At 39.3% G+C, this 22,223-nt stretch carries 15 protein-coding genes and 1 pseudogene; 11 read left to right on the top strand and 5 right to left on the bottom strand.

All coding sequences use genetic code 11. The features are described from left to right. Window positions 1-103: 103 nt before the first annotated feature. From ACPF9A_RS12995 to ACPF9A_RS12950, 10 genes are read left to right on the top strand one after another with little or no spacing between them, the layout of a single operon-like run. The gene (locus ACPF9A_RS12995; RefSeq protein WP_423997546.1) at window positions 104-3,142 is read left to right on the top strand and encodes a SusC/RagA family TonB-linked outer membrane protein; all 3,039 of its coding nucleotides are present in this window, start codon (window positions 104-106) and stop codon (window positions 3,140-3,142) included. Between the two features lie 10 nt (window positions 3,143-3,152). Then, on the top strand, window positions 3,153-4,700 hold the full coding sequence (locus ACPF9A_RS12990; RefSeq protein WP_423997544.1) for a RagB/SusD family nutrient uptake outer membrane protein: 1,548 nt from the start codon (window positions 3,153-3,155) through the stop codon (window positions 4,698-4,700). Between the two features lie 12 nt (window positions 4,701-4,712). Continuing rightward, window positions 4,713-6,512 (top strand): LamG-like jellyroll fold domain-containing protein, encoded by a 1,800-nt coding sequence (locus tag ACPF9A_RS12985; protein WP_423997542.1) that lies wholly within the window; start codon window positions 4,713-4,715, stop codon window positions 6,510-6,512. 45 nt (window positions 6,513-6,557) lie between these two features. Next, complete coding sequence (locus ACPF9A_RS12980; protein WP_423997541.1) at window positions 6,558-7,916, top strand: glucoamylase family protein; 1,359 nt, start codon at window positions 6,558-6,560, stop codon at window positions 7,914-7,916. After that, complete coding sequence (locus ACPF9A_RS12975; RefSeq protein WP_423997539.1) at window positions 7,913-9,349, top strand: glucoamylase family protein; 1,437 nt, start codon at window positions 7,913-7,915, stop codon at window positions 9,347-9,349. The genes ACPF9A_RS12980 and ACPF9A_RS12975 overlap by 4 nt, the downstream gene beginning before the upstream one ends. Continuing rightward, complete coding sequence (locus ACPF9A_RS12970) at window positions 9,339-10,133, top strand: prolyl oligopeptidase family serine peptidase (RefSeq protein ID WP_423997537.1); 795 nt, start codon at window positions 9,339-9,341, stop codon at window positions 10,131-10,133. Before ACPF9A_RS12975 ends, ACPF9A_RS12970 begins: the two co-directional genes overlap by 11 nt. Window positions 10,134-10,154: 21 nt before the next feature. After that, entirely contained in the window at window positions 10,155-12,428 is a 2,274-nt protein-coding gene (gene bglX, locus ACPF9A_RS12965; protein WP_423997535.1) for a beta-glucosidase BglX, read from the top strand. Between the two features lie 44 nt (window positions 12,429-12,472). Then, window positions 12,473-13,990, top strand: a complete 1,518-nt coding sequence (locus ACPF9A_RS12960) for an IS1182 family transposase (RefSeq protein ID WP_423997098.1) — start codon at window positions 12,473-12,475, stop codon at window positions 13,988-13,990. 6 nt (window positions 13,991-13,996) lie between these two features. Then, window positions 13,997-15,586, top strand: a complete 1,590-nt coding sequence (locus ACPF9A_RS12955) for an amidase (protein WP_424004473.1) — start codon at window positions 13,997-13,999, stop codon at window positions 15,584-15,586. 36 nt (window positions 15,587-15,622) lie between these two features. Further along, on the top strand, window positions 15,623-17,191 hold the full coding sequence (locus tag ACPF9A_RS12950) for an IS1182 family transposase (protein WP_423997533.1): 1,569 nt from the start codon (window positions 15,623-15,625) through the stop codon (window positions 17,189-17,191). A 94-nt stretch (window positions 17,192-17,285) separates the two neighbouring features. Here ACPF9A_RS12950 and ACPF9A_RS12945 read toward each other — a convergent pair whose 3' ends face one another. After that, complete coding sequence (locus ACPF9A_RS12945) at window positions 17,286-17,741, bottom strand: GNAT family N-acetyltransferase (protein ID WP_423997531.1); 456 nt, start codon at window positions 17,739-17,741, stop codon at window positions 17,286-17,288. A gap of 998 nt (window positions 17,742-18,739) precedes the next feature. Here ACPF9A_RS12945 and ACPF9A_RS12940 point away from each other — a divergent pair. Continuing rightward, window positions 18,740-19,708 (top strand): IS110 family transposase, encoded by a 969-nt coding sequence (locus ACPF9A_RS12940; protein WP_423997529.1) that lies wholly within the window; start codon window positions 18,740-18,742, stop codon window positions 19,706-19,708. 111 nt (window positions 19,709-19,819) lie between these two features. Here the strand turns inward: ACPF9A_RS12940 and ACPF9A_RS12935 are convergent. The 4 genes and pseudogenes from ACPF9A_RS12935 to ACPF9A_RS12920 all read right to left on the bottom strand — a co-directional run. Continuing rightward, window positions 19,820-20,008: pseudogene (locus ACPF9A_RS12935) on the bottom strand (BfmA/BtgA family mobilization protein); the annotation flags it as partial. Between the two features lie 430 nt (window positions 20,009-20,438). After that, window positions 20,439-20,636 (bottom strand): hypothetical protein, encoded by a 198-nt coding sequence (locus ACPF9A_RS12930; RefSeq protein WP_339714476.1) that lies wholly within the window; start codon window positions 20,634-20,636, stop codon window positions 20,439-20,441. A gap of 11 nt (window positions 20,637-20,647) precedes the next feature. Continuing rightward, complete coding sequence (locus tag ACPF9A_RS12925) at window positions 20,648-21,028, bottom strand: DUF6876 family protein (RefSeq protein ID WP_423997527.1); 381 nt, start codon at window positions 21,026-21,028, stop codon at window positions 20,648-20,650. A gap of 80 nt (window positions 21,029-21,108) precedes the next feature. Further along, window positions 21,109-21,453, bottom strand: a complete 345-nt coding sequence (locus ACPF9A_RS12920; RefSeq protein ID WP_423997525.1) for a single-stranded DNA-binding protein — start codon at window positions 21,451-21,453, stop codon at window positions 21,109-21,111. Window positions 21,454-22,223 lie beyond the last annotated feature (770 nt).

Below are 22,223 nucleotides of genomic sequence, written 5' to 3'. Positions count from 1 at the left end.
GTACTTTTTATGTAGTTCAATAAAATTTAACGGTTGGTTGTTTTAATAACTTGCTACTGAAATTAACAACTTGATAATTTTACAACTCAATTTTTAAATGATTATGAAAATAGGAATCAAATTTTTAACATTCTGCATTTTAATGACCCATTTGGCGGTTTTTGCGCAAAATGAGATTTCCGTTTCGGGAACTGTTACCGACGATAATGGGCAGCCATTACCAGGTGCTAGTATCATAGTAAAAGGTACTACAACAGGAACCCAAACTGATTTTGACGGTTTATATGCACTAAACAATGTCCCTAACAATGGTACACTTGTAATTAGCTACATCGGTTATTCTACTCAAGAAATCGCTGTAAACGGGCAAACAACAATGGATATATCTTTATCTGAAGATTCTCAAGCTTTAGACGAGGTTGTAGTCGTTGGTTATGGTACTCAGAAAAAAGCGGATCTTACGGGATCTATTGCTACTATTAAAACTGAGGATATCACTAGAACTCCTACTAGTGCCGCCATGCAATCATTACAAGGTAAAGTAGCGGGACTCCAAGTAGTGAGTAGCGGTGCACCGGGTACGGGACCAACAATTCGTGTTCGTGGTATCGGCTCTTATGTGGGCGGTGCCTCTAACCCACTATACGTAGTGGATGGTACTTTCTTCGATGATATCGATTTTTTAAATACGGAAGACATAGAAACCATCTCTGTACTTAAAGATGCGTCAGCTTCAGCAATTTATGGTGTTCGTGCCGCAAACGGTGTGGTACTGATAGAAACCAAATCTGGTAAAATAAACCAGAAACCAGAAATCACCTATAATGGTTACCAAGGTGTACAGATAGCGCAAAACGTTGTTAAACTATCTAATTCAGAACAGTTTGCAACTCTTGCAAGAGAATCTGGTTCTGATGCAGAGGCCCAATCTATAGAAAATGCTATTCAGCGTTATGGTAGAAGCAGAATCAACCCTAATGTACCAGATGTAAATACAGATTGGTACGATCTTATTTTGCGTCACGCATTACAGCAAAACCATAGTATAGGTGTTGCCGGAGGTACGGAATCTGTAACATATTCTTTAGGTTTAAACTACTTTGAGCAAGAAGGTATCTTAAATATGAAAAATGATTACGAGCGATTCAACATCCGATCTAAAATCAATGTAGATATTACCGATCGTTTAAATATTGGAGTTTCAACACTTTTCAGTAACGGAACAACATACAGACCAGAAAGCACCGCCTTTGCATTGGCATATTATGCTACCCCTACAATGCCTGTTCTTGACCCTTCAAAAACAGAAGCATATCCTAGACCTTATGCTAACGCACAAGATTTGGGTTATAGAGGCACACAGAATCCGTTTCCTGTAATGGAGAATACCGAAAACAGAGACAAGATTAGAAACACCTTAACCACGGTAGATTTAAACTACCAATTAGTTCCGGATAAATTAACACTAAAAACTGCTTTTTACCACAATTTCGAAACCACTGAAACGAGAGAAGTACGTTTACCTTATTTTTTCGGTAATGGTAACGCTTTTAGGGAAAATGCAGAATTGGTAAAAAGAAATGCAACATTTTCTGAGCAAACTTGGGATAACACTTTAACCTATAATGATAGTTACGGCAAACACAATCTAACTGCATTGGTAGGTACTTCCTATAGGGATCGCTCTTATGAACAATTAGAAGCTAAAGGTCTTAATTTTCCTAACGGACCAGGAATTGGTGATGAATCTTATTTCTTGGACCTTGCAAATTCAATTGATGTAGATGGTGTTGGTGATGACGGTGTTAGACAATACTTCTTCTCTTATTTTGGTCGTATTGCTTATAATTTTGACAGTAAATACCTTCTTTATGGTACATTTAGAGCTGATGGCACTAGTAAATACCAAGAAAAATGGGGTTATTTCCCAACTGTTGGTGTGGGCTGGGTAGTTTCTGAGGAATCATTTTTAGAGAACAGCAACGTTATAGACTTTTTAAAGCTTAGAGCTAGCTGGGGTGAACTGGGTAATGCCAATGTAGACTCTAGTACTGGCGGAATTACGTCTGATGCGGTTGATGGTGTATTTGGCGATGTTCGTTATCCTGGTCTTGTAACCAGTAGTGATTTTGAAGCCCTAAAATGGGAAGTAACTGCAGAAACCAACGTAGGTTTAACTGCTAGGTTATTCGATAATAAATTAACCATAGATTCTGACTACTATGTTCGAGAAACTCGTGACGCCGTAATACCGGTATCTAGATTATTGGTTCCTGGTGAAACTAGACAAAATGTTGGTGTTATTAGAAACTCCGGTTTTGAAATTGTAGCCAATTGGAATCAGAAAGTATCCGATAATTTTAGCTTTAGTGTAGGTGGTAACTTCTCTACTTTAGATAATGAGGTACTTGATTTAGCGGGGCAGGAGAATCTTACTTCCGGCGGTGACACTGCACAACGTACGGTTGTAGGTGGTACTATTAGTCCGTTCTTCGGATTAAAAGTTGACGGAGTATACCAAACTGATGAAGAAATTCAATCTGACCCTGCTGCACAAGCTGCCATTGCAGACGGACTGACCGTTGCCCCTGGCGATTTAAAGTTTGTAGATCAAAATGGGGATATGGTAATTGACGCCCAAGATAGAGTGGATCTCGGTTCTTACCTTCCCACTTATTCTTTCGGGTTTAACCTAGGAATGAATTATAAGGCGTGGGATTTTAATCTAAATGTAATTGGGCAAGGTGGAAATGTAATCGCAAACCAAAAGCGTTTTGCTATCCGTCAGACTCCAGATGCCAATATTGATAGGGATTTTGCAGTAAATAGATGGAACGGTGCCGGTAGTACAAACAGCTACCCATCTGCCAGAGGTATTAGAAACCCTTGGAGCAACCAGTTCTTAAGCAGCTTCTTTGTTGAAAAAGGAGATTTTGTTAGACTACAGAATGTAACCTTAGGGTATACGCTACCTAAGTTAAATGGAAAATTCAATCCTGATATTAGGTTCTACATCACTGCAGAACGTCCGTTGACATTCTTCAACTACAACGGTTTTACACCCGAAGTTTCCGATGGTAGAGATACCCAAACCTATCCAATACCAGGTGTGTACACAGTTGGTGTAAATATTAAAATTTAAAAATACAGCTATGGATTATATAAAAGTTAACAAACTAACAGTGCTTTTAGCCTTTCTAGGCACTATACTTATTGGTTGTTCAGACGATTTGGACCAACCAGAATTGAACAATAATTTTGCAGGAGGAACAGATTTCTCTCAGACAGATGATATGATTTTATCCTTGATTGGTGTATATCAATCTGTAGCCGATAGAGGTTGGGAACAGCCTTTAGTGGTTGCAACAAGAGGTGATGATGTTAATGCTGCGGGTGACCAACAAGGTCTAAAAAATCAAGATCGCTATGTATACGACAACTCCTTCTTTGGTTCTAGAACCTTATGGGAAACCTATTACGGAGATATCATTGGTGCCCATACGGGTATGGAACAGATAGAAAGATATATGGAGTTTGCAGATGATGAAGGTATCGCCTTGGGTAATCAATATATCGCAGAAGCAAAAGTGTTGAGAGCTGTGTTACTATTTCAATTATCACAGGTATATGGTTCGGTATTTATTCCTACTTCATCAAATCTTAATGATTTTGCAGATGTAACATCGGTACCAAGTAAAGATGAAGTAATGCAACACATTTCTGATCAGATGGATGAAGCAATACCATTCTTACTTGACCTAAGACCAAACGAACGTACAGATTTACCTGGCGGAGTAACTAAATACACTGCTTTGATGATAAAGGCGGAAGCTAATCAAGAATTGGAGAATTACCAAGCCGTTGCAGACGCTGCAGGTGAAATTATTGCTTCGGGTAAATTCACGTTGTTTCCTGACTATTATGAGCTATTTAAAACTCCGGGTAAACTTAGCGATGAAAACTTATTCGAATTTCAATACTCTGATTTCGGAAATGGTGAAGGCGACAGGGTTAGTCATTTATATGCTCCTTATGGTCCCAACTCATGGAATCCAGAAGTTGATGGCTCCAGTAATGGATGGGGATTTTTTGAGCCTAGCTTAAAATATGTTGAATTTATGCTTGACAGAGGTGAAACCGAGCGTTTAGAAACTTCTGTTTTCTTTAGCCAAAAAGGTATTGACAGCTTAATAACTACAACTGCCTACACTGCAGAAACGCTACCATCATTTGTAACACCAACTACAAGAGATGGTGATGAAAATACATCTACCGTGCGGTCTATATTTTCAAGCGGCAAGCACTATTTACCAACAAATCAACTAATACCCGGTCGTACCGAATATGGTAGTAATAAGAATAATATTGTCTTTCGTTACTCAGAAACTTTGTTGATGTACGCCGAAGCATTGGTGCAAGGTGCCAATAATTCTGTAATGACAGCAGATGAAGCCGTAAACCAAGTACGCACAAGGGCAAATATGGCACCTTTAAGCGGCGTAACACTTGACCAGATCGTAGATGAAAAATATGCCGAGCTTTCAATGGAATGGGGAAAACGCTTTTTTGATATGGTTAGGTTGGGTAGATACGATGAATTAAGTTTTGATGGTAGAACATTTACCGAAGACAAGGCTTTTGTAACCTACCATCAAGATCAGATCGACGAGTTTCCAATATTGGGTGAAATAGCTAACTAAAAACGAACTACAATGAAACATTTTAAAAACATAATTACTTTTTTGTTGGCTGCCTTTCTTTTGGTTGCCTGCGAAGACGGTATCGACTCACTTACTGAAGTTGACCCTGGTGCAGATGAAACGGCTCCTAGTATCACCATTACTTCACCTACAGAAGGTTTAGCAGTAAAAGTGAATGAAGAACTAGCAACCATTACCATAAAATTTGAAGCTCAAGATGATATTGAGTTGGCTTCGGTTAATGTTGCTTTAGATGGAAGTACTATCAAAAGCTATGCTGATTTTTTGGATTACAGAAGATTGGTAGTAGATGATTTGGTTTACGACCAACTTGCAGATGGTGAACATGTACTAACCGTTAGCGCAACTGACCTAGATGGTAAAACAACGAACGGTATGGTCAACTTTACAAAAGAACCTGCCTATGTTTCTAAATACCCAGGTGAAATTTTATACATGCCTTTTGATGGTGCGTATGTTGATTTGATCAGTTTTGAAGAAGCTGAAGAATTTGGAAGTCCGTCCATAAGCGAAGATAATATTGCAGGCGATGGCTCGTACCAAGGTGCTACCGATACGTATTTGACATTAGATTCCGAGCGTTTTAAAAATGCCGAATTCAGTGCAATTTTCTGGATGAAAATAAACAGCACCCCAGACCGTGCCGGTGTATTGACCTTGAGTCCGCCATTGATTGACGGCGCAGACAATGACCTTTCTAAAGGATTTAGATTTTTCCGTGAAAATGCAAATGGTATGCAACGCTTTAAGCTGAATGCAGGTACTGGTGCAGATGGTACTTGGTTCGATGGTGGCGAGGCTGCAGATGTAGATCCTACTACTGGAGAATGGGTAAACTTCGCATTTACCATTTCTGGTTCTGAAGCGGTAGTTTATATAGACGGGCAAATCGCTAAAGAAGGTGATTTTACTGGTATTGATTGGACAGATGTTAATGTACTTTCCATCATGTCGGGCGCACCTAATTTTACAGCATGGGGCCATTTGTCAGATGAAAGCTTAATGGACGAACTTCGTATTTTTAACAGATCAATTTCTCAAGAAGAAGTTCAACAAATAATGGCTGACGATTCAGGCGAATTCGTTTCTTCATACCCTCCTACTTTTGACGGTGAAATGTTTTATATGCCTTTTGACGGCAGTTACAACGAACGTTTTAGAAACATTAACGCTACCGTTGTAGGTACACCAGGTTATGCCGGTGAAAGTGTAGAAGGCGATAATGCCTATGCCGGTGCAACAGATTCTTATCTGACATTTCCAACGAATGAATCCGGAGCGCTTACCACAGAGGAATTCAGTGCCACTTTATGGTATAAATTGAATGCAGACCCAACAAGAGGTTCCATTTTAGTAATGGGTCCTGAAGATTTTGATAATGCTGGGTATCCTGATGTACAGAACAAACGTATCAACGGATTCCGATTCTTTAGGGAAGGTGACGCCACACGACAGGTATTCAAATTGAATGTAGGTAATGGCGAAGGTGAATCTTGGTTCGATGGTGGCGATGCAGCTGCGTTAGACCCTACTGCTACAGAATGGGTACACTTGGCATTTACCATCTCAGGTACTGAATGTGTCGTCTATTTTGATGGTGAAATTGTATCACAAGGCGATTTTACGGGAGTAGATTGGACAGGGTGCGATATTTTATCCATCGGTTCAGGTGCCCCACGATTTACAGAATGGGGTCATGGTTTTGATTTGAGTTTCATAGATGAGCTTAGGTTATACAATAAAGCTTTGAGCCAACAAGAAATACAAGATATAAGACAAGCAGGTATTTAAGCACAATAATAGTTTAGTTTAATTCAGTTAATGTAGTAGATTTTTATGAGGTTATTTTTAATTTCAATGACCATTGCGACTTTGTTAGTTGGTTGTAATGGTCAATCCTCTAAGTCCAAACTTAGAGACCAAAGCGAGAATGTAGAAAGAATTAGAATTACGGATGAACAATTGTTGGATTCCGTTCAAAAACAAACGTTTAATTATTTCTGGGAAGGTGCCGAACCTACATCTGGTCTGGCACGAGAAAGAATTCATTTAGATGATATTTACCCAACTCACGAAAAAAATATAATTACCATTGGTGGATCAGGCTTTGGTGTCATGGCAATTTTAGTAGGTATTGAAAGAGATTTTATTACACGCGAAATGGGTCTTGAAAGACTTGAAAAAGCAGTAGCTTTTCTTGAAAATGCCGATCGTTTTCATGGTGCGTGGCCACACTGGCTTACACCTGATGGTAAAATGACGCCATTCAGTAAAAAAGATAATGGTGGAGACCTTGTAGAAACCGCTTTTCTTATTGAAGGATTATTGACCGTCAAAGAATACTTCAAGGACGGAAATGATCGAGAGCAAGCCTTAGCGCAACATATACAAAAACTATGGGAAGAAGTAGAATGGAATTGGTATACAAAAGGCGAAAATGTATTGTATTGGCACTGGTCTCCAGAATATGAGTGGGATATGAATTTCCCAGTTGGCGGTTACAATGAAGCTTTAATCATGTACATTCTGGCAGCGGCATCTCCAACGCATCCTATTTCCAAAGAAGTTTATGATCAAGGTTGGGCTAGAGATGGAGCAATCGCAAAAGACACTACTTTTTACGGGCTACCTACTGTTTTAGATCATTATGAAAGTGACGCTTCACCCGTTGGTCCTATGTTCTGGGCACACTACTCTTTTACGGGATTAAATCCTAAAGGATTAAAAGATAAATATGCAGATTATTGGGAGCTGAACCACAACCACACGATGATTCAATACAAGTATGCCGTTGACAACCCTAAAAATTTCAAAGGATATGGAGAAGATCTTTGGGGACTAACATCTAGTTATTCTATAGATGGATATGCTGGGCACAGACCAGATAGAGATATCAGCGTTATTTCGCCCACAGCAGCACTTTCCTCTATGCCATATGCACCAAAAGAGAGTATGGCGTTTTTAAGAAATCTGTATATTAATCATGATACACTTATTGGCAAATACGGACCATATGATGCTTTTAGTTTAGAAAAAAATTGGGTGCTTCCCAGATATCTGGCTATAGACCAAGGTCCTGTTCCGGTAATGATTGAAAACCATAGAAGCGGATTGTTTTGGATGCTTTTTATGACCAATAAAGATGTAGTTAAAGGATTGGATAAACTAGAATTTTCAGTAGCATCACCAAAATGAAGGGCAAAAACCGATATAAGCACAAAAAGCAAATACTCCAAAAGACGCTCATTTTTTTCTTGGGAATCTTAACGGCATCCTTAATATCATGTTCATCATCTGAACCAGATGCACCAACAGGCGAATCTGAACTTCCAGAAACTCCTACCGAACCAGAAACGGAACCTGAAGTACCAGAAATATCTGATGAAGAACTTTTAGACCTTACCCAACAAGAAACCTTCAAATACTTTTGGGATTATTCAGAAGCTAATTCGGGTGCAGCTCGTGAACGTTTTCATCCTAACGAACCATTGAACGACCCTAACACCGTAAGTATTGGCGGCACGGGTTTTGGTTTAATGGCGCTCTTGGTCGGTGTGGAAAGAGGCTTTATTACACGTAATGAATCCGTAGAACGAATTGATCAGATTTTAAGTTTTTTAGAATCTGCAGATCGTTTTCACGGTGCGTGGTCTCATTGGTTAGATGGCACTAATGGTAACGTTAGGCCATTTAGCGAAAAAGACAATGGTGGCGACTTGGTAGAAACCGCTTTTTTGGCACAAGGCTTGATCTGCATTAAAGAGTATTTTAAAAATGGGGACGACACCGAAAAATCTATAGCCGATAAGGCAGATGCATTATGGAAAGGTGTTGAATGGAACTGGTATACGCAAGACCAAAATAGCCTGTATTGGCATTGGAGTCCAAACTATGGTTTTGACATCAATCTAGAATTGAAAGGGTATAATGAAGTAATGATTACATATGTAATGGCTGCCGCTTCACCAGAATTTTCTATTGAGAAAGAGGTATATACCAATGGTTGGGCATCAAATGGGTCTATAACAGACGCCACAAGTGCATATAATATTCCGTTGGTGGTGGATCACGCAGGAAACTCCCCAAAAGGCGGACCTTTATTTTTTTCACATTATTCATTTTTAGGGCTGCGGCCACAAAACTTGAACGACGAATTTGTTGATTATGGTGCTGCGGCCATCAACCATGCTAAAATCAATTATCTCTACTGCGTAGAGAATCCTAAAAACTACATCGATTACGGAGAAGATTGCTGGGGATTAACGGCTAGTTACTCTAGAAATACCGATGGATCTTTAGGTTACAATGCGCATAGCCCAAGTAATGACACAGGCATAATATCGCCTACGGCGGCTATTAGCTCCATTCCTTATACTCCTGAAGAATCTCTAAAAGCATTACACTATTTTTATCGGTATAAAGATGATTTGCTAGGGCCTGCAGGTTTTTATGATGCGTTTAGTCCGCAAAACAATTTTTGGGTAGCAGAAGCGTACCTGGCGATTGACCAAGGTCCTGAAATTGTAATGATAGAAAATTACAGAAGTGGTCTACTTTGGAATCTTTTTATGCAAAATGAAGACGTACAAAACGGTCTTGATAAACTCGGTTTTACTTATGAAAAATAAACACTTTCTTTTTCTCTTTTTACTAATTATTTGCAACACTATAACTTCTGCGCAAGATGTAAATCTATTCGAAAAGAAAGAATTGATAGTTTCAGAAGACACGTTGCGATATAGAATTCTATATCCAGAAAACTTTGATGTAGAAAAAACATATCCGCTAGTACTATTTTTACATGGTGCAGGTGAACGAGGTAATGATAACGAAAAACAACTAACGCACGGCAGCGCTCTTTTTCTAGATCAGAATAACAGAACGAAATACCCTGCGATCGTAATTATGCCCCAATGTGCTATAGATGATTATTGGGCACAGGTAGAAGTTGATCGTAGCAACTATCCCGTACAGTTTGATTTTCAATTTGAAAAAGGCCCTACCAAAGCAATGGGTTTAGTGTTACGTCTATTGGATGATTTTCAAAAAGAAAAATTCGTCAATAAAAATCAAATCTATGCCATGGGCCTCTCAATGGGCGGCATGGGCACCTATGAATTATTAGCAAGAAACCCAGACCGTTTTGCCGCTGCGATTGCAATTTGCGGTGCAGGTGATCCTAAATACGTAGCTAACTACGCGAAAAAAATACCCGTTTGGGCATTTCACGGTGCAAAAGATAATGTTGTAGATCCATTACGTTCTATGGAAATGGTTACGGCATTACTGAATATGGAAGCTTTCCCCCGGCTTACCCTATATGATTTTGCAAACCATAATAGTTGGGATTCAGCCTTTGCAGAACCAGAATTATTACCATGGCTATTCTCGAATGCTATTAACCAAGAGTAAAAGCAACTAAAACTGACATCTATGATCAAAACATATAAAATACTCCCCCTACTTTTATTGACATGTATAGGCTTCAATAGTATTGCACAAGAAAAAATTCCTGAGGTTGAAGCACTATTGAGCGAAATGACCTTAGATGAGAAAATAGGACAGCTGAACTTATTGACTCCCGGTGGTGGTATTGCTACAGGATCTGTTGTTAGCGAAAATGTAGAGGCAAAAATTAAAGCGGGTCAAGTTGGTGGCTTATTCGGTGCATCCGGACCTGAAAAAGTTAGACAGGCACAAGAAATCGCCATTAAGAATTCTAGATTAAAAATTCCGTTATTAATAGGTTCCGATATTATTCACGGGTATAAGACCACCTACCCTATTCCATTGGGTGTAGCTTCTAGTTGGAATATGGAATTGATTGAAAGCGCTGCAAAAATGGCTGCAAAAGAAGCTACCGCAGATGGTATCAACTGGAACTTCTCACCTATGGTAGATATATCTCGAGATGCCAGATGGGGAAGAATCTCTGAAGGTTCGGGCGAAGATCCTTACTTAGGTTCAGCTATTGCAACGGCAATGGTAAAAGGGTATCAAGGAAAAGATTTAAGTGATGCCTATACTATGATGGCTACGGTTAAACATTTAGCGCTTTATGGTGCCGTGGAAGCTGGGCGTGATTATAATTCGGTTGATATGAGCAAGGTTAAAATGTACAATCAGTATTTACCACCATACCAAGCAGCAGTTGATGCCGGTGTTGGTAGTGCCATGACCTCTTTTAATGATATTGACGGTATACCGGCTACAGGAAACAAATGGCTGATTACAGATTTATTGAGAAAGCAATGGGGATTTAAAGGATTTGTAGTTTCCGATTACACCTCTGTTAATGAAATGACCGCTCATGGCTTGGGAGATTTGCAAGCAGTATCAGCACAAGCGCTCAATGCAGGATTGGACATGGATATGGTAGGCGAAGGATTTTTGACCACGTTAAAAAAATCTGTTGAAGAAGGTAAAGTAACCGAGGAAGCAATTACTATTGCATGTAGAAGAATTTTGACCGCAAAACATCAATTGGGACTGTTTGATGATCCCTATAAATATTCGGATACTTCTAGACCAGAAAAAGACATTCTTACTGCCGAAAATAGATTAGCATCAAGAAAAATTGCAACGCAATCTTTTGTACTGCTAAAGAACGAAAACAATGTACTTCCGCTACAAAAGGATGCTAATATTGCATTGGTCGGTCCGTTGGCGAATGACAAAAATAATATGTTAGGTACATGGGCTCCTACGGGCGACCCGCAACTATCAATACCAGTATTGGAAGGATTAAAAAATGTTGCTCCAAAAGTTAAAATCAGTTATGCCAAAGGTGCCAATATTACTAATGACACCGAGCTTGCCAAGCGTGCCAATGTGTTCGGTTTAAGGGTAGACATCGACAAAAGAACTCCTGAAGCTATGTTATCGGAAGCTTTGAAAAATAGTAAAGATGCAGATGTAATCGTAGCTGTTGTGGGCGAAGCTTCAGAATTTGCCGGGGAAGCCGCAAGCAGAACCGAAATATCGATACCTCAAAGTCAGAAAAAATTAATTAATGCCTTAGTAGAAACGGGAAAACCGGTAGTATTGGTTTTATTTAGCGGTAGACCATTGACCATTTCCGATGAGTTTAACCTGCCTGTTAGTATTCTACAAGTATGGAACCCCGGAGTTGAAGCCGGTAATGCCATTGCAGATGTACTTTTTGGAGATTACAATCCTTCAGGGAAACTTACCGCAAGTTGGCCTAGAAATGTAGGTCAGATTCCTATTTATCATAGTATGAAAAATACAGGTAGACCAGCGCCCAAAAATCAATTTGAAAAATTTAAATCTAATTATCTCGACAGTGAAATTTCGCCATTATTTCCTTTTGGTTATGGTTTGAGCTATACCTCTTTTGAATACAGTGAGATTACAGTTGATAAGAATAAAATAAATCAAGGGGAATCTATAAAGGTATCCATAGCCGTAAAAAATACGGGAGACTACGATGGAGAAGAAGTGGTACAACTATATTTAAAAGATGAGATTCGTAGCATTACCCCACCCGTAAAACAACTAAAGGGATTTAAAAAAGTATTTCTTAAAAAAGGCGAGACGAAAACAGTGACTATAACCCTTTCTGCAGATGATTTAAAATTCTACAACAGCGAATTAAAATTTGTAGCGGAGCTAGGAAAATTCAAGGTGTTCGTCAGACTGCGCAAAAACCTACCCTTTCTTAATAACTTTGTTGATTTCCTTTAGCACGGCCAATACCATAACGTATTGATATTGATTATCTTAATGGTATGGATTTTATAACAGGTTTTGACAGGGACCAACTCGTAATGATGGATTTCGAATCCTGCCTGGGTCCCGATTCGTGGGCAAGGATCGTCGATATGTTCGTGGATATCCTCCCAATGGGCGACCTGGGGTTCAGGGACGTGCTGAACAACGAGGGCAGGCCACCATATCGTTCCTCGGACATGCTCAAACTCTATCTCTACGGCTACAAGAACAAACTGCGCTCCTCCCGCCAATTGGAACATGCCTGCAAGGTAAACCTCGAGGTCATATGGCTCCTGAAGGGACTAAGGCCGTCCGCAAGGAAAATAGCCTATTTCAGAAAGCGTAACCCAAAAGCCTTCAAAGGGGCATTCAGGTATTTTGTGGTGCTGCTCAAGGATTGGGAACTAATCGAAGGCGAGACCATTGCCATCGACTCCTTCAAGATAAGGGCCCAGAACGCCCTGAAGAACAACTTCAACCAGAACAAGATCGACCGCCATATCGAGTACATAGACAACAAGATACTGGAATACCAACAACAACTTGATGCCGAGGACGGAGATTCGGATACCGAAAAAATACAGGACAAAATTGCCTACCAGGAATCGAAGAAGGAAAGATACCGCAACATCGGGGAAGAGCTGCGCACCAGTGGGGAACGACAGATCAGCCTTACCGATCCCGATGCCAGATCGGTAGTACTGCACCGCAACATAATCAATGTGGGCTATAACGTGCAGGCAGGGTGTGATGCAAAATACAAACTCTTCGTCAACAACGACACGGGCACCGTAAACGATACACACGCACTTTCGCCCATGGCACTCGATGCAAAGCAACTTTTGGGCGTGGAAAAAATGAGGACACTTACCGATAAAGGGTACACCACGGGCAAACACCTGGACATCTGCACCAAGAACGGGATAACAACTTACTCATCCCCAAAGGAGCATTCTTCCCAACACAACGGCCTTTATCCCATGGTCGATTTTAAATACGACAGGGAAATGGATACCTATACCTGTCCCGACGGACAGATATTGGTGACCAATGGAACCGTTTACAATAAGGCGGGCCACAAGGTCAAGCATTACAAGAACCGACAGGCCTGCAAGGTCTGCCCCGTAAGGCACCTTTGTACCACGAACAAGAACGGACGCTTCATAGAGCGCTCCATTTATCAGGAGGCCTTGGAGGAAAACCAGAAAAGAGTGGAGGAAAATCCGGAATATTATAGGCTCAGGCAACAGATCACCGAGCACCAGTTCGGGACCATCAAAAGACAATGGGGCTTCACCCATACATTGATGAAAGGAAAACAGAACGTGCTCTCCGAGGTAAACCTGATCATGATATGCTACAACCTTAGCAGACTTGTGTCCATTCTTGACCCAAAAGTGTTGAAGGACAGGCTCAAAAGGCTTGTCGACATATTTTTTGCCCTATTCGGAGCCATTTCAGCCATTTTGGGCGACTTTGCTTTTCTTGGAAATTTAGTTTACCACAAAAGAACCGGCTATAAAACCTTCGCTTAGGGTCCTATAAATCAAAACAAATCATTTATTTTTATTCGAAATGGAGTTGCTGCGCAAACTCCCGTTGGCAACAATAAAAACAGAACTCTGAAAAACATATTATTTACATCCGCAAATGAACTTGTTGAGAACATCAAGTCTAAGAAAATTTCAGTAGTTGAAGTTGTTACTGCTTTTTTAAATCATATAAAAGAGAATAATCCGTCTATAAATGCAATTTGCGAATTAAGAAACGAAAAAGACATTTTAAATGAAGCACTTGAAAAAGATAAAGAAATTAGTTTAGGAAAAGCATCTGGGTTATTACACGGACTTCCTTTAACAATTAAAGACAGTTTTCTTGTAAAAGGATTAAAAAATTCAAATGGAGACCCTTTATTGAGAAATTATGTTGCTAAAGAAGATGCGGAATTAGTCAAACGACTAAAGAACGAAGGAGCAATAATAATTGGAAAAACGAATACAGCACTTTATTGTATTGACTGGCAAAGCACCAATTTTTGGAATGGACAAACAAATAATCCTTATGATTTATCAAGAGTTGCAGGTGGTAGTTCTGGCGGTTCTGCCGTTTCTGTTTCTTCAGGTTTCAGCCCATTAGAATTAGGTGCTGATGCTGGTGGTTCAATTAGAGTTCCAGCACATTTTAATGGAATTTGTGGTTTAAGACCAACTGAAAACTATCTATCAAATAGAGGGCATTTAAAAGTTCCTAATAAACCACAAGGTAGAAGACATATTGTAACACCTGGTCCTTTTGCGAAAAATGTAGATGACTTGATATTGATGATGCAAGTACTCGGGAATAATTCAAAATATCAACTTCCTGAACTTCCTCAAGTTGATTTCAATTCTACTTCTCAATGGAATGACAAAAGTCCTTTAAACATTGCATATTCAGAAACAATAAACGAAACCGAAGTTGATAACGAGTATTTAGAATTATTTAAAGGGTTCATTTCTAAAATTAAAAATGAATCCCATATTTTTAATTCTGACCATCCTATTTATAATGAACAAAAAGCATATTTAGAATGTAGTAAAGTCATAGGATTTGAAATAGGCATAAATAACCCTAAAGTCCCTCTACTGTCAACTTTTATGTATTCTTTTATTAGATTAAAATATAAAGACCATTTATGGGCAAAAGGAATGGCAATAGGGCAAAGATTGTCTAATATAAAATACGCAAAAGCAATTGATTATAAAGATGAATTTTCAGAAATATATGATGCTTTTTTAACTAAATATGACATTTGGATAACGCCTGTTTGCTCTTTTGAAGCATACAAGCATCAGAGAGCAGGAAAACCATTTGTTGTAAATAATAAAAAGATTGGTTACACTAAAGCAATCGCTTCTTTTAATTTTACTTCTGCATTTTCTGGACACCCAATAGTTGTTATTCCCATTGGAAAAAAGAAAAACGGAATGCCAGTAGGAATACAAGTTCATTCAAGAAAATGGACTGACAAAAAATTATTAGAAATAGCGAAATATTTAGAGCAATTTACAAATGGATTTGAAATGCCGGAAAAAATTACTGTTGCCAACAATGGTGCCTGTTGCACAAGTTATAAAAAAACTGGGTTATGATCATTGCAGATTGAGAGATGGATCGTAACTTTAGGTATGCAGGGAAAAAAGGAATATCAGGAGAAGCTTTTCAATAATTTTCAATTAAGTAATCGGGTACCGGAGACGAATTTCTATCGTCGTTTAAAAGGCATTTTGGATTTGCGTTTCCTTTACATGCTTACCCGTCCGTATTATGGGGAAAGCGGGCAGAAGAGCATCGACCCTTTGGTATTCTTTAAGTTGTGTTTGGTAGGCTACTTGGAGAATATCATCAGTGACCGTAAGCTTATCGAGCACTGTTCGATGCGCTTGGATATACTATATTTCATTGGCTATGATATCGACGAGGAGCTACCGTGGCATTCCACGATAAGCCGTACGCGGCAATTGTACCCGGAGTCCGTTTTTGAGGAAGTCTTTACGAAGGTCCTTGCCATGTGCGTTGACAAGGGGATGGTCAGCGGCCATTCCCAGGCCATAGATTCTGCCCCTATAAAGGCAAACGCGAGTATGGACACTTTGGAACTCAAGGTGCCTGAAGATGAACTTGACGAACACCTAAGAAAGGTACGTGCCCTTAGTTCCATGGACAGGGAAGAACCACACAGAAAGTCCAAGAACGACAAATCAGACAAGGAAGGTCGTAGCATCACGGCAAGCAACAAGGAGCTCTCCTCGATAAAGGAACGTAACAAGAAGTGGGCGAAGGACCAGGACCAACGGCCCGGTGCGGGGAACAAGGGGGCCAAGTATACCAGTAACAAGACCCATTACAGCCCAACCGACCCCGATGCCAGAATTAGCGTAAAGCCCGGCAAGGCACGCAAGCTGAACTACCTTAGCCAATTGAGCGTGGATACCGCGCACCATGTGATAACGGACATCAGGGCCTACCATGCGGACGGTAAAGACAACCAGCAATTACGGGATATTGTACAACGTTTACAAAGAAGATTATGGCAACAGGGCCTGGTATTCGAAAACTGCGTTGCGGACACCGGCTACAGTTCGGGCGAGAACTATGCCTTTTTGGAGCAAAGGGGACTTAAAAGTTTCATACCGCCCCATGGCACCTACAAGGGCGGACCCGATGGGTTCACTTATATAGAACAGGCCGACCATTACCTATGCCCACAGGACAAGGTAATACCGTTCAAAAAAGTGTTCCTAGATCATCGTACCAAGACGAAAAAGAAGGCCTACCGCGCATCGAGTAAAATCTGCAAAGGCTGCCCGCTACGCGATACATGCTTGGGCAAAGTAAATGAGAAACAGTTCTCGGTGACCTACTATCGGGAGGAATATCAACGTAATATTACCAGGGTGGAAAGCCCACAGGGAAGGTACATGAAGGGCAAACGGCAGAGTACCGTAGAACCGGTTTTCGGGACCCTCACCCAGTTCATGGGCATGCGCAAGATAAATACCATCGGGGTAAAGCAGGCGAACAAGGTAATGCACCTATCGGCCATCGCCTACAACCTTAAGAAGTACCTGAAATTCGAACAAAAACTGGTGCAAAGTGGGATGGGAACACTTGCTTTTGCAACATGGGTCAAAAGTATCCTTGATTTATCGTTAGGTGCTTCTCCAAGGTATCAAAAATTAGCTTTCCATTTCTAACGCGACAAGAAAAAAGCCCCGTAGAGCGCCTTATATGAATCTGTTTTTCTCAGGATTAATGACTTGTGCAACGGTTACTAGTGTTGTAGCCAGTTTATTTTAGTTCTTTCTCAAAACATACGCTATTTTCAGCTTTTACATATTCCCCAAAGTTCGAAATTATTTTATAATTGTTCTTTTGATAGAATCTAATAGCATATGGCTTTTCTTTAAGTGTTTCTAATATGCATTTCTCAAACTTCAATTCAGTACTCCATTTTTCTAATTCATTCAATACTATTGAAGCAATTCCTTTTCCACGATAGGTTGGAGGAACATACATTCTTTTAATTTCCACTTCACTTTTCGAAAATTCTTTAATTCCACCGCATCCGACTGGATTTCCATTTTCATCATATGCAACAACAGTATATTTAATTTTGTCAATACTATTCAATTCCTCATAAAATGATTCCTCTTCCTTATAATATATTCCTAAATCAACATCTAATTCCTTAACCAATTTTTGAAAATCTGTATTGTCAGAATCTGTTCTTTTGAATGTTATCATTTTAATTTTATCTGTTGGGTGGTTTCTCTAATTGACTACAACGTTAAATGTCGAGTAGACAAGGGGAATTTCACCCCGAGCCTCTCACAGAACCGTACGTGATAGTCTCCCATCATACGGCTCTTCTAACTTAACTTTCAAAGATAGCTCATCCTCTTTCAAGTTGGCAAATTGTACGTTAAATTAGCTAATCCCTTCGCTCCAGTTTCATTACAAAACTTTCATTACTACTACGGATTAGTCCGCCCCTATACCAAGCATTGCTATTCTGCCTCTAGTTTGTGCTATTGTACATTTCGCTTCACATCTTGACACAGGTTCCCGAGTTCCGTAAATAAGCCCGAATAATGGTCATGCCTCCTAAATGACGCCTGCCGCCCAGCCAATAAGCAGATGACCGCCGGACTTGTAATGTTTGTCATACTTCAAACACTTTTGACAGAAGGTTGCACTTTCTCGACACTTCATCAGAGGTTTATTTGCATTCATCTCCATTATTCATACCTGACCAGCTCTTGGCATAGCCTTTTCCATAACGCTCAATACCTTGGCTCTTTACCAAAGCACCTTATGGTGGTTTGATGCTCTCCCCTGCAGGACAACATCGGTGGGTCGGTTCCACCATCTTATAAACAGTTGCGTAACGATTTTCAGCCGTTCGTTACTCTCGGCACACGTATGAAACGTAGCGTGGTTAAGCAACTAATTTAGCAAATAATTCACAGATAGAATATTCCGCAGGAATGTTCGTAAGTCGGCAGTAACCTAGCAATTAATTATACACGGCTTAAGTTTGATTCTCAGTAAATTGTTTATATAATTAGAAAGAACAAAAGAGAGAATTAAGGTTACTATATACGGTGAAGCTTCAGACTTCGACAACATTGATAATCCTCTCTCTTTTACTACTTAAATCACGTTCAGTTCTGTGAGACTTTAGATCTCGTTTTCAAGTTGTTGTGAGCAGAAGTAGCCGGTTCTTTCATAAAACATTTCTTATGAATAAATATAAAGAAACTTTTGGAGTTGACATTAGTAAAGATGTCTTTGATGTACATGGTAGTAACAAAGGTCACGACCAGTATAAGAACGATGAAACGGGGTTCAAGAAATACCTTAAGGAATTACCCAAAGGTTCATTGGTCGTTATGGAAGCTACCGGTTATTATCATTACAGACTTGCACAGTTTCTTTACAAAAATGGAGTAATAGTTTCAGTAGTAAACCCATTATCTATAAAGCGGTTCATTCAAATGAAACTTGCCAAGGTAAAAACGGACAAGAGCGATGCCAAGGCTATATGTGAGTATGCCCTTATCAACGAGGTTCCTATTTATAATGCCTTGACGGACACCCAGAGCGAATGTTTACAGTTGTTCCGGTTATTGGATACCTATTTAAAGCAACGAACGGCAACCAAGAACAAGATACATGGGGAAGCAGTTTTAGGTATACCCTCAAAGTTTGTTTATCGTTCCTTGATACGTAACAAGAAACAGCTCAATAAAGAGGTAGCCGCTATCCAATCAAAGATTCTATCATTGGTGAAAGAGGACCAACAGGAGCAATTGACCTTGTTGACATCGATACCTGGTATAGGTCAAAAGACTGCATTGTTCCTAATAGTGGTCACCGATGGTTTCAGTAAGTTCGAAACCGCAGCACAGCTTTGTAGTTATGTCGGTATAACCCCGACGATACGAGAGTCTGGGAGCAGTGTAAGAGGTCGTGCGCGAATAAGTAAGGTCGGCAATAGAAAGCTTCGTAATCTACTGTTTCTATGTTCTTTCAATGCCTGTAAACACAACAAGGCGTGCAAAGAGGTATATGAGCGAATCGTGAACAAGGGTAAGAGCAAGAAATTGGCACTGATAGCCGTTGCCAACAAACTATTAAAACAGTCTTTTGCTATCGCAAAATCTGGCAGACCATATGATGAAACCTACGTTTCTATATTGCCTAGATAAATAGCAGATTAATTGAATAAAAAAAGCTCAAGAATCTGTTTATTGAATCTATGAGCCTAGAATAATATTGTCTCAGATTAAAGAAGAATTTGTTTGTTTTTTACCTCAGTTCTTCTTAATAGAAGCTTCGATTGTCCGGCCGGTCGGACCCAATTTTTCCTTTGGTGATATCTCGTTGTAGAAGAAAAAATCGAGCATCGCTGCCATCGCCTCAGTATGTGATTTGAAGTGTGTTCTTGAAAATTCTTGAAAACGTTTTGCTGTTTCCTTTTTGAATCTAATTCCTATAAATGTGTCCATATTTCGCCGATTTGTCGCAAAATCTTCCCTAAAAATGGGCATTTTCAGCCCGTTTGTCGCAAATCGTTGATTGTCAGGATATTAAAATATATTCAAATAGCTGATAATCAGTTATTTGAAAACAAAAAGGAATCCGAAACATCGCGTAGCGTGTTACCCTCTTGCTATTCCTTTTCGTTCGCCACAGGCGAACGAAAATCCATACAATCCAGCTCAAAAAGCTGATTGCCATTTTAGGAAAATAATTTTCCGATATGTTATTTTTCGATGTGTATGGTTATCGGCGAAAGTCGAAAAGTGGATAACCCTACTTTAATTTGTGTGCTGTATTTCCAGCGAAATAAAGATACGTTTTTTTATTGATATGATATAAATTGCATACAAAAGCACCTCCAAAATTTAGAGGTGCTTGTTTCTTATTTCAAAAAAATTAGATATTGAAAATGAATTTATAGGAATACAAATTCCGAAGGGCTTCTTCTTCAATCATCGTTTCAAAACAAGTGTAATTCTTGGTTACGTATTTGCGAATACTATCGCCAAATTTTCGTTCAACGTCTATTTTAGAATTCTCTAAAAGTCGGTTTTGAGCTTCTTCGCTCAGGTCTGTAAAATTGAGATATACCATAGCTCTGGATTTTAGTATTCGCTTGGTAACATCAGCGTATTATTTACAAAAAATAACCGCAGTTCATCAAGCGGAAAATCGGTTACTCTATATCCGTGTTTTTCGAGAATATTATCGTTGCCATCGGTATAAATAATTTCAGCTTCATAACCTGTAAAATCCTGTTTTTCTTTGGACAATCTTCTAAAGTCTATGGTTACAAATTCGCTTCTATTAATCAGACTTTTTGCAATTACGGATGTGTCCGCAATCAGCCAAAAACATTCTGCGACCTCGGACAAATATTTTAGTCCGTCCGTAAATCGGGTTCGTAATAATGGAATAGAATAGAACATTTCCGTACCGTGAAAATGTTGTAATCCTTCTTTAATTTCGTTAACTTGTACTTTCATTGTGAATATATTTAATGTGTGAATAATGAAAAAAAGAGGGCGCATCTTTAGACGGTTACGCTCTCTTTAATTTTTGAATCCTACTTTTCGTTTTTACTTCCAAGTAATAGGATTTCATTTGCTTCAACCTCTGTTACATAGCGTTCATTGCCATCATCGGTTGTATAGGTTCGGGTTTTAAGTTTCCCGGTAACACCTAGTTCTTTGCCCTTGCTTACAAATTTTTCGATAATTTCAGCGGTCTTTCCCCAAGCAACAACAGTATGCCAATTGGTATCAGTTTGTTTTTCCCCTTTGGCATCCTTGAAATACTCGTTTGTTGCCAATGAAAAACATGCTACTTTTTTACCGCTTTCAAGGTTTGTAATGGTTGGCTCTTGTCCAACGTTTCCGATTAACTGTACGTGATTTTTTAAAGTACCCATAATAAAATATTTAAGAATTAATTAAAATCTATCTGAACTATTCAGACAGTTTGTGTTTATATTTTTTGAAGTGATTTACTTATTATATCTTGAGCGTTTTCCTTTTTTGTTTTTTTTGGTGTCGCTTACTTTTTGATGTTTTTGTAAGATTTCATAAGATTTATTTTAGATTTACTTCCCATAGCGCCCTCGCTGTTACCTTTTTTTGTTGCTTAGTGTGATTCAATATTCAGTTTTGGTAAGGCGTATAAAAAGTGAAGCTTTGCGCAACGGTTTATGCCGCTGTCCAAAAATGAATGTTGTTGTTTTGCTGTCAAAAAGAGGTTAAGCAGTGAGGGTATAGAAGTTTATTTAAAGGCTTATATGAAGTATAAAAACATAGGAAGTGATACCAAATCATTAAATTGAATTCCTATCAGGCGAACTCTATTCCCGATTTTGGCTAGGGAATGAGATGTTCCTTCCCAGAGAATCGGGAAGGATTAATGGAATGGAAAGCTAAAATTGGGGATTGTGTTCAAGATAATTGTAGCGCAGCTCTTTTCCCGTAGTGTAGCTTTTCGCGAAATGTAGGGGAATGTGCTAAACGGTTTATGAATACGTATCTCTATCATTAATTAGAATTTAGGCGGACTTAACTTTAAAGTTGAAGATTGATAATGAAGTGTTTTTTAATAATAGGACTAGCGTAATGGAAATCGGAAGCTTTAAAGTTGTGTCCAAGACTTTTTAATGAAGCGCATTTCCAGAAATGAAGCTTTTATTGCGGA

It is taken from the genome of Maribacter sp. IgM3_T14_3, from assembly GCF_049603095.1.
Lineage (GTDB): Bacteria > Bacteroidota > Bacteroidia > Flavobacteriales > Flavobacteriaceae > Maribacter.
This window is presented reverse-complemented; position numbering and strand designations above follow the sequence as displayed.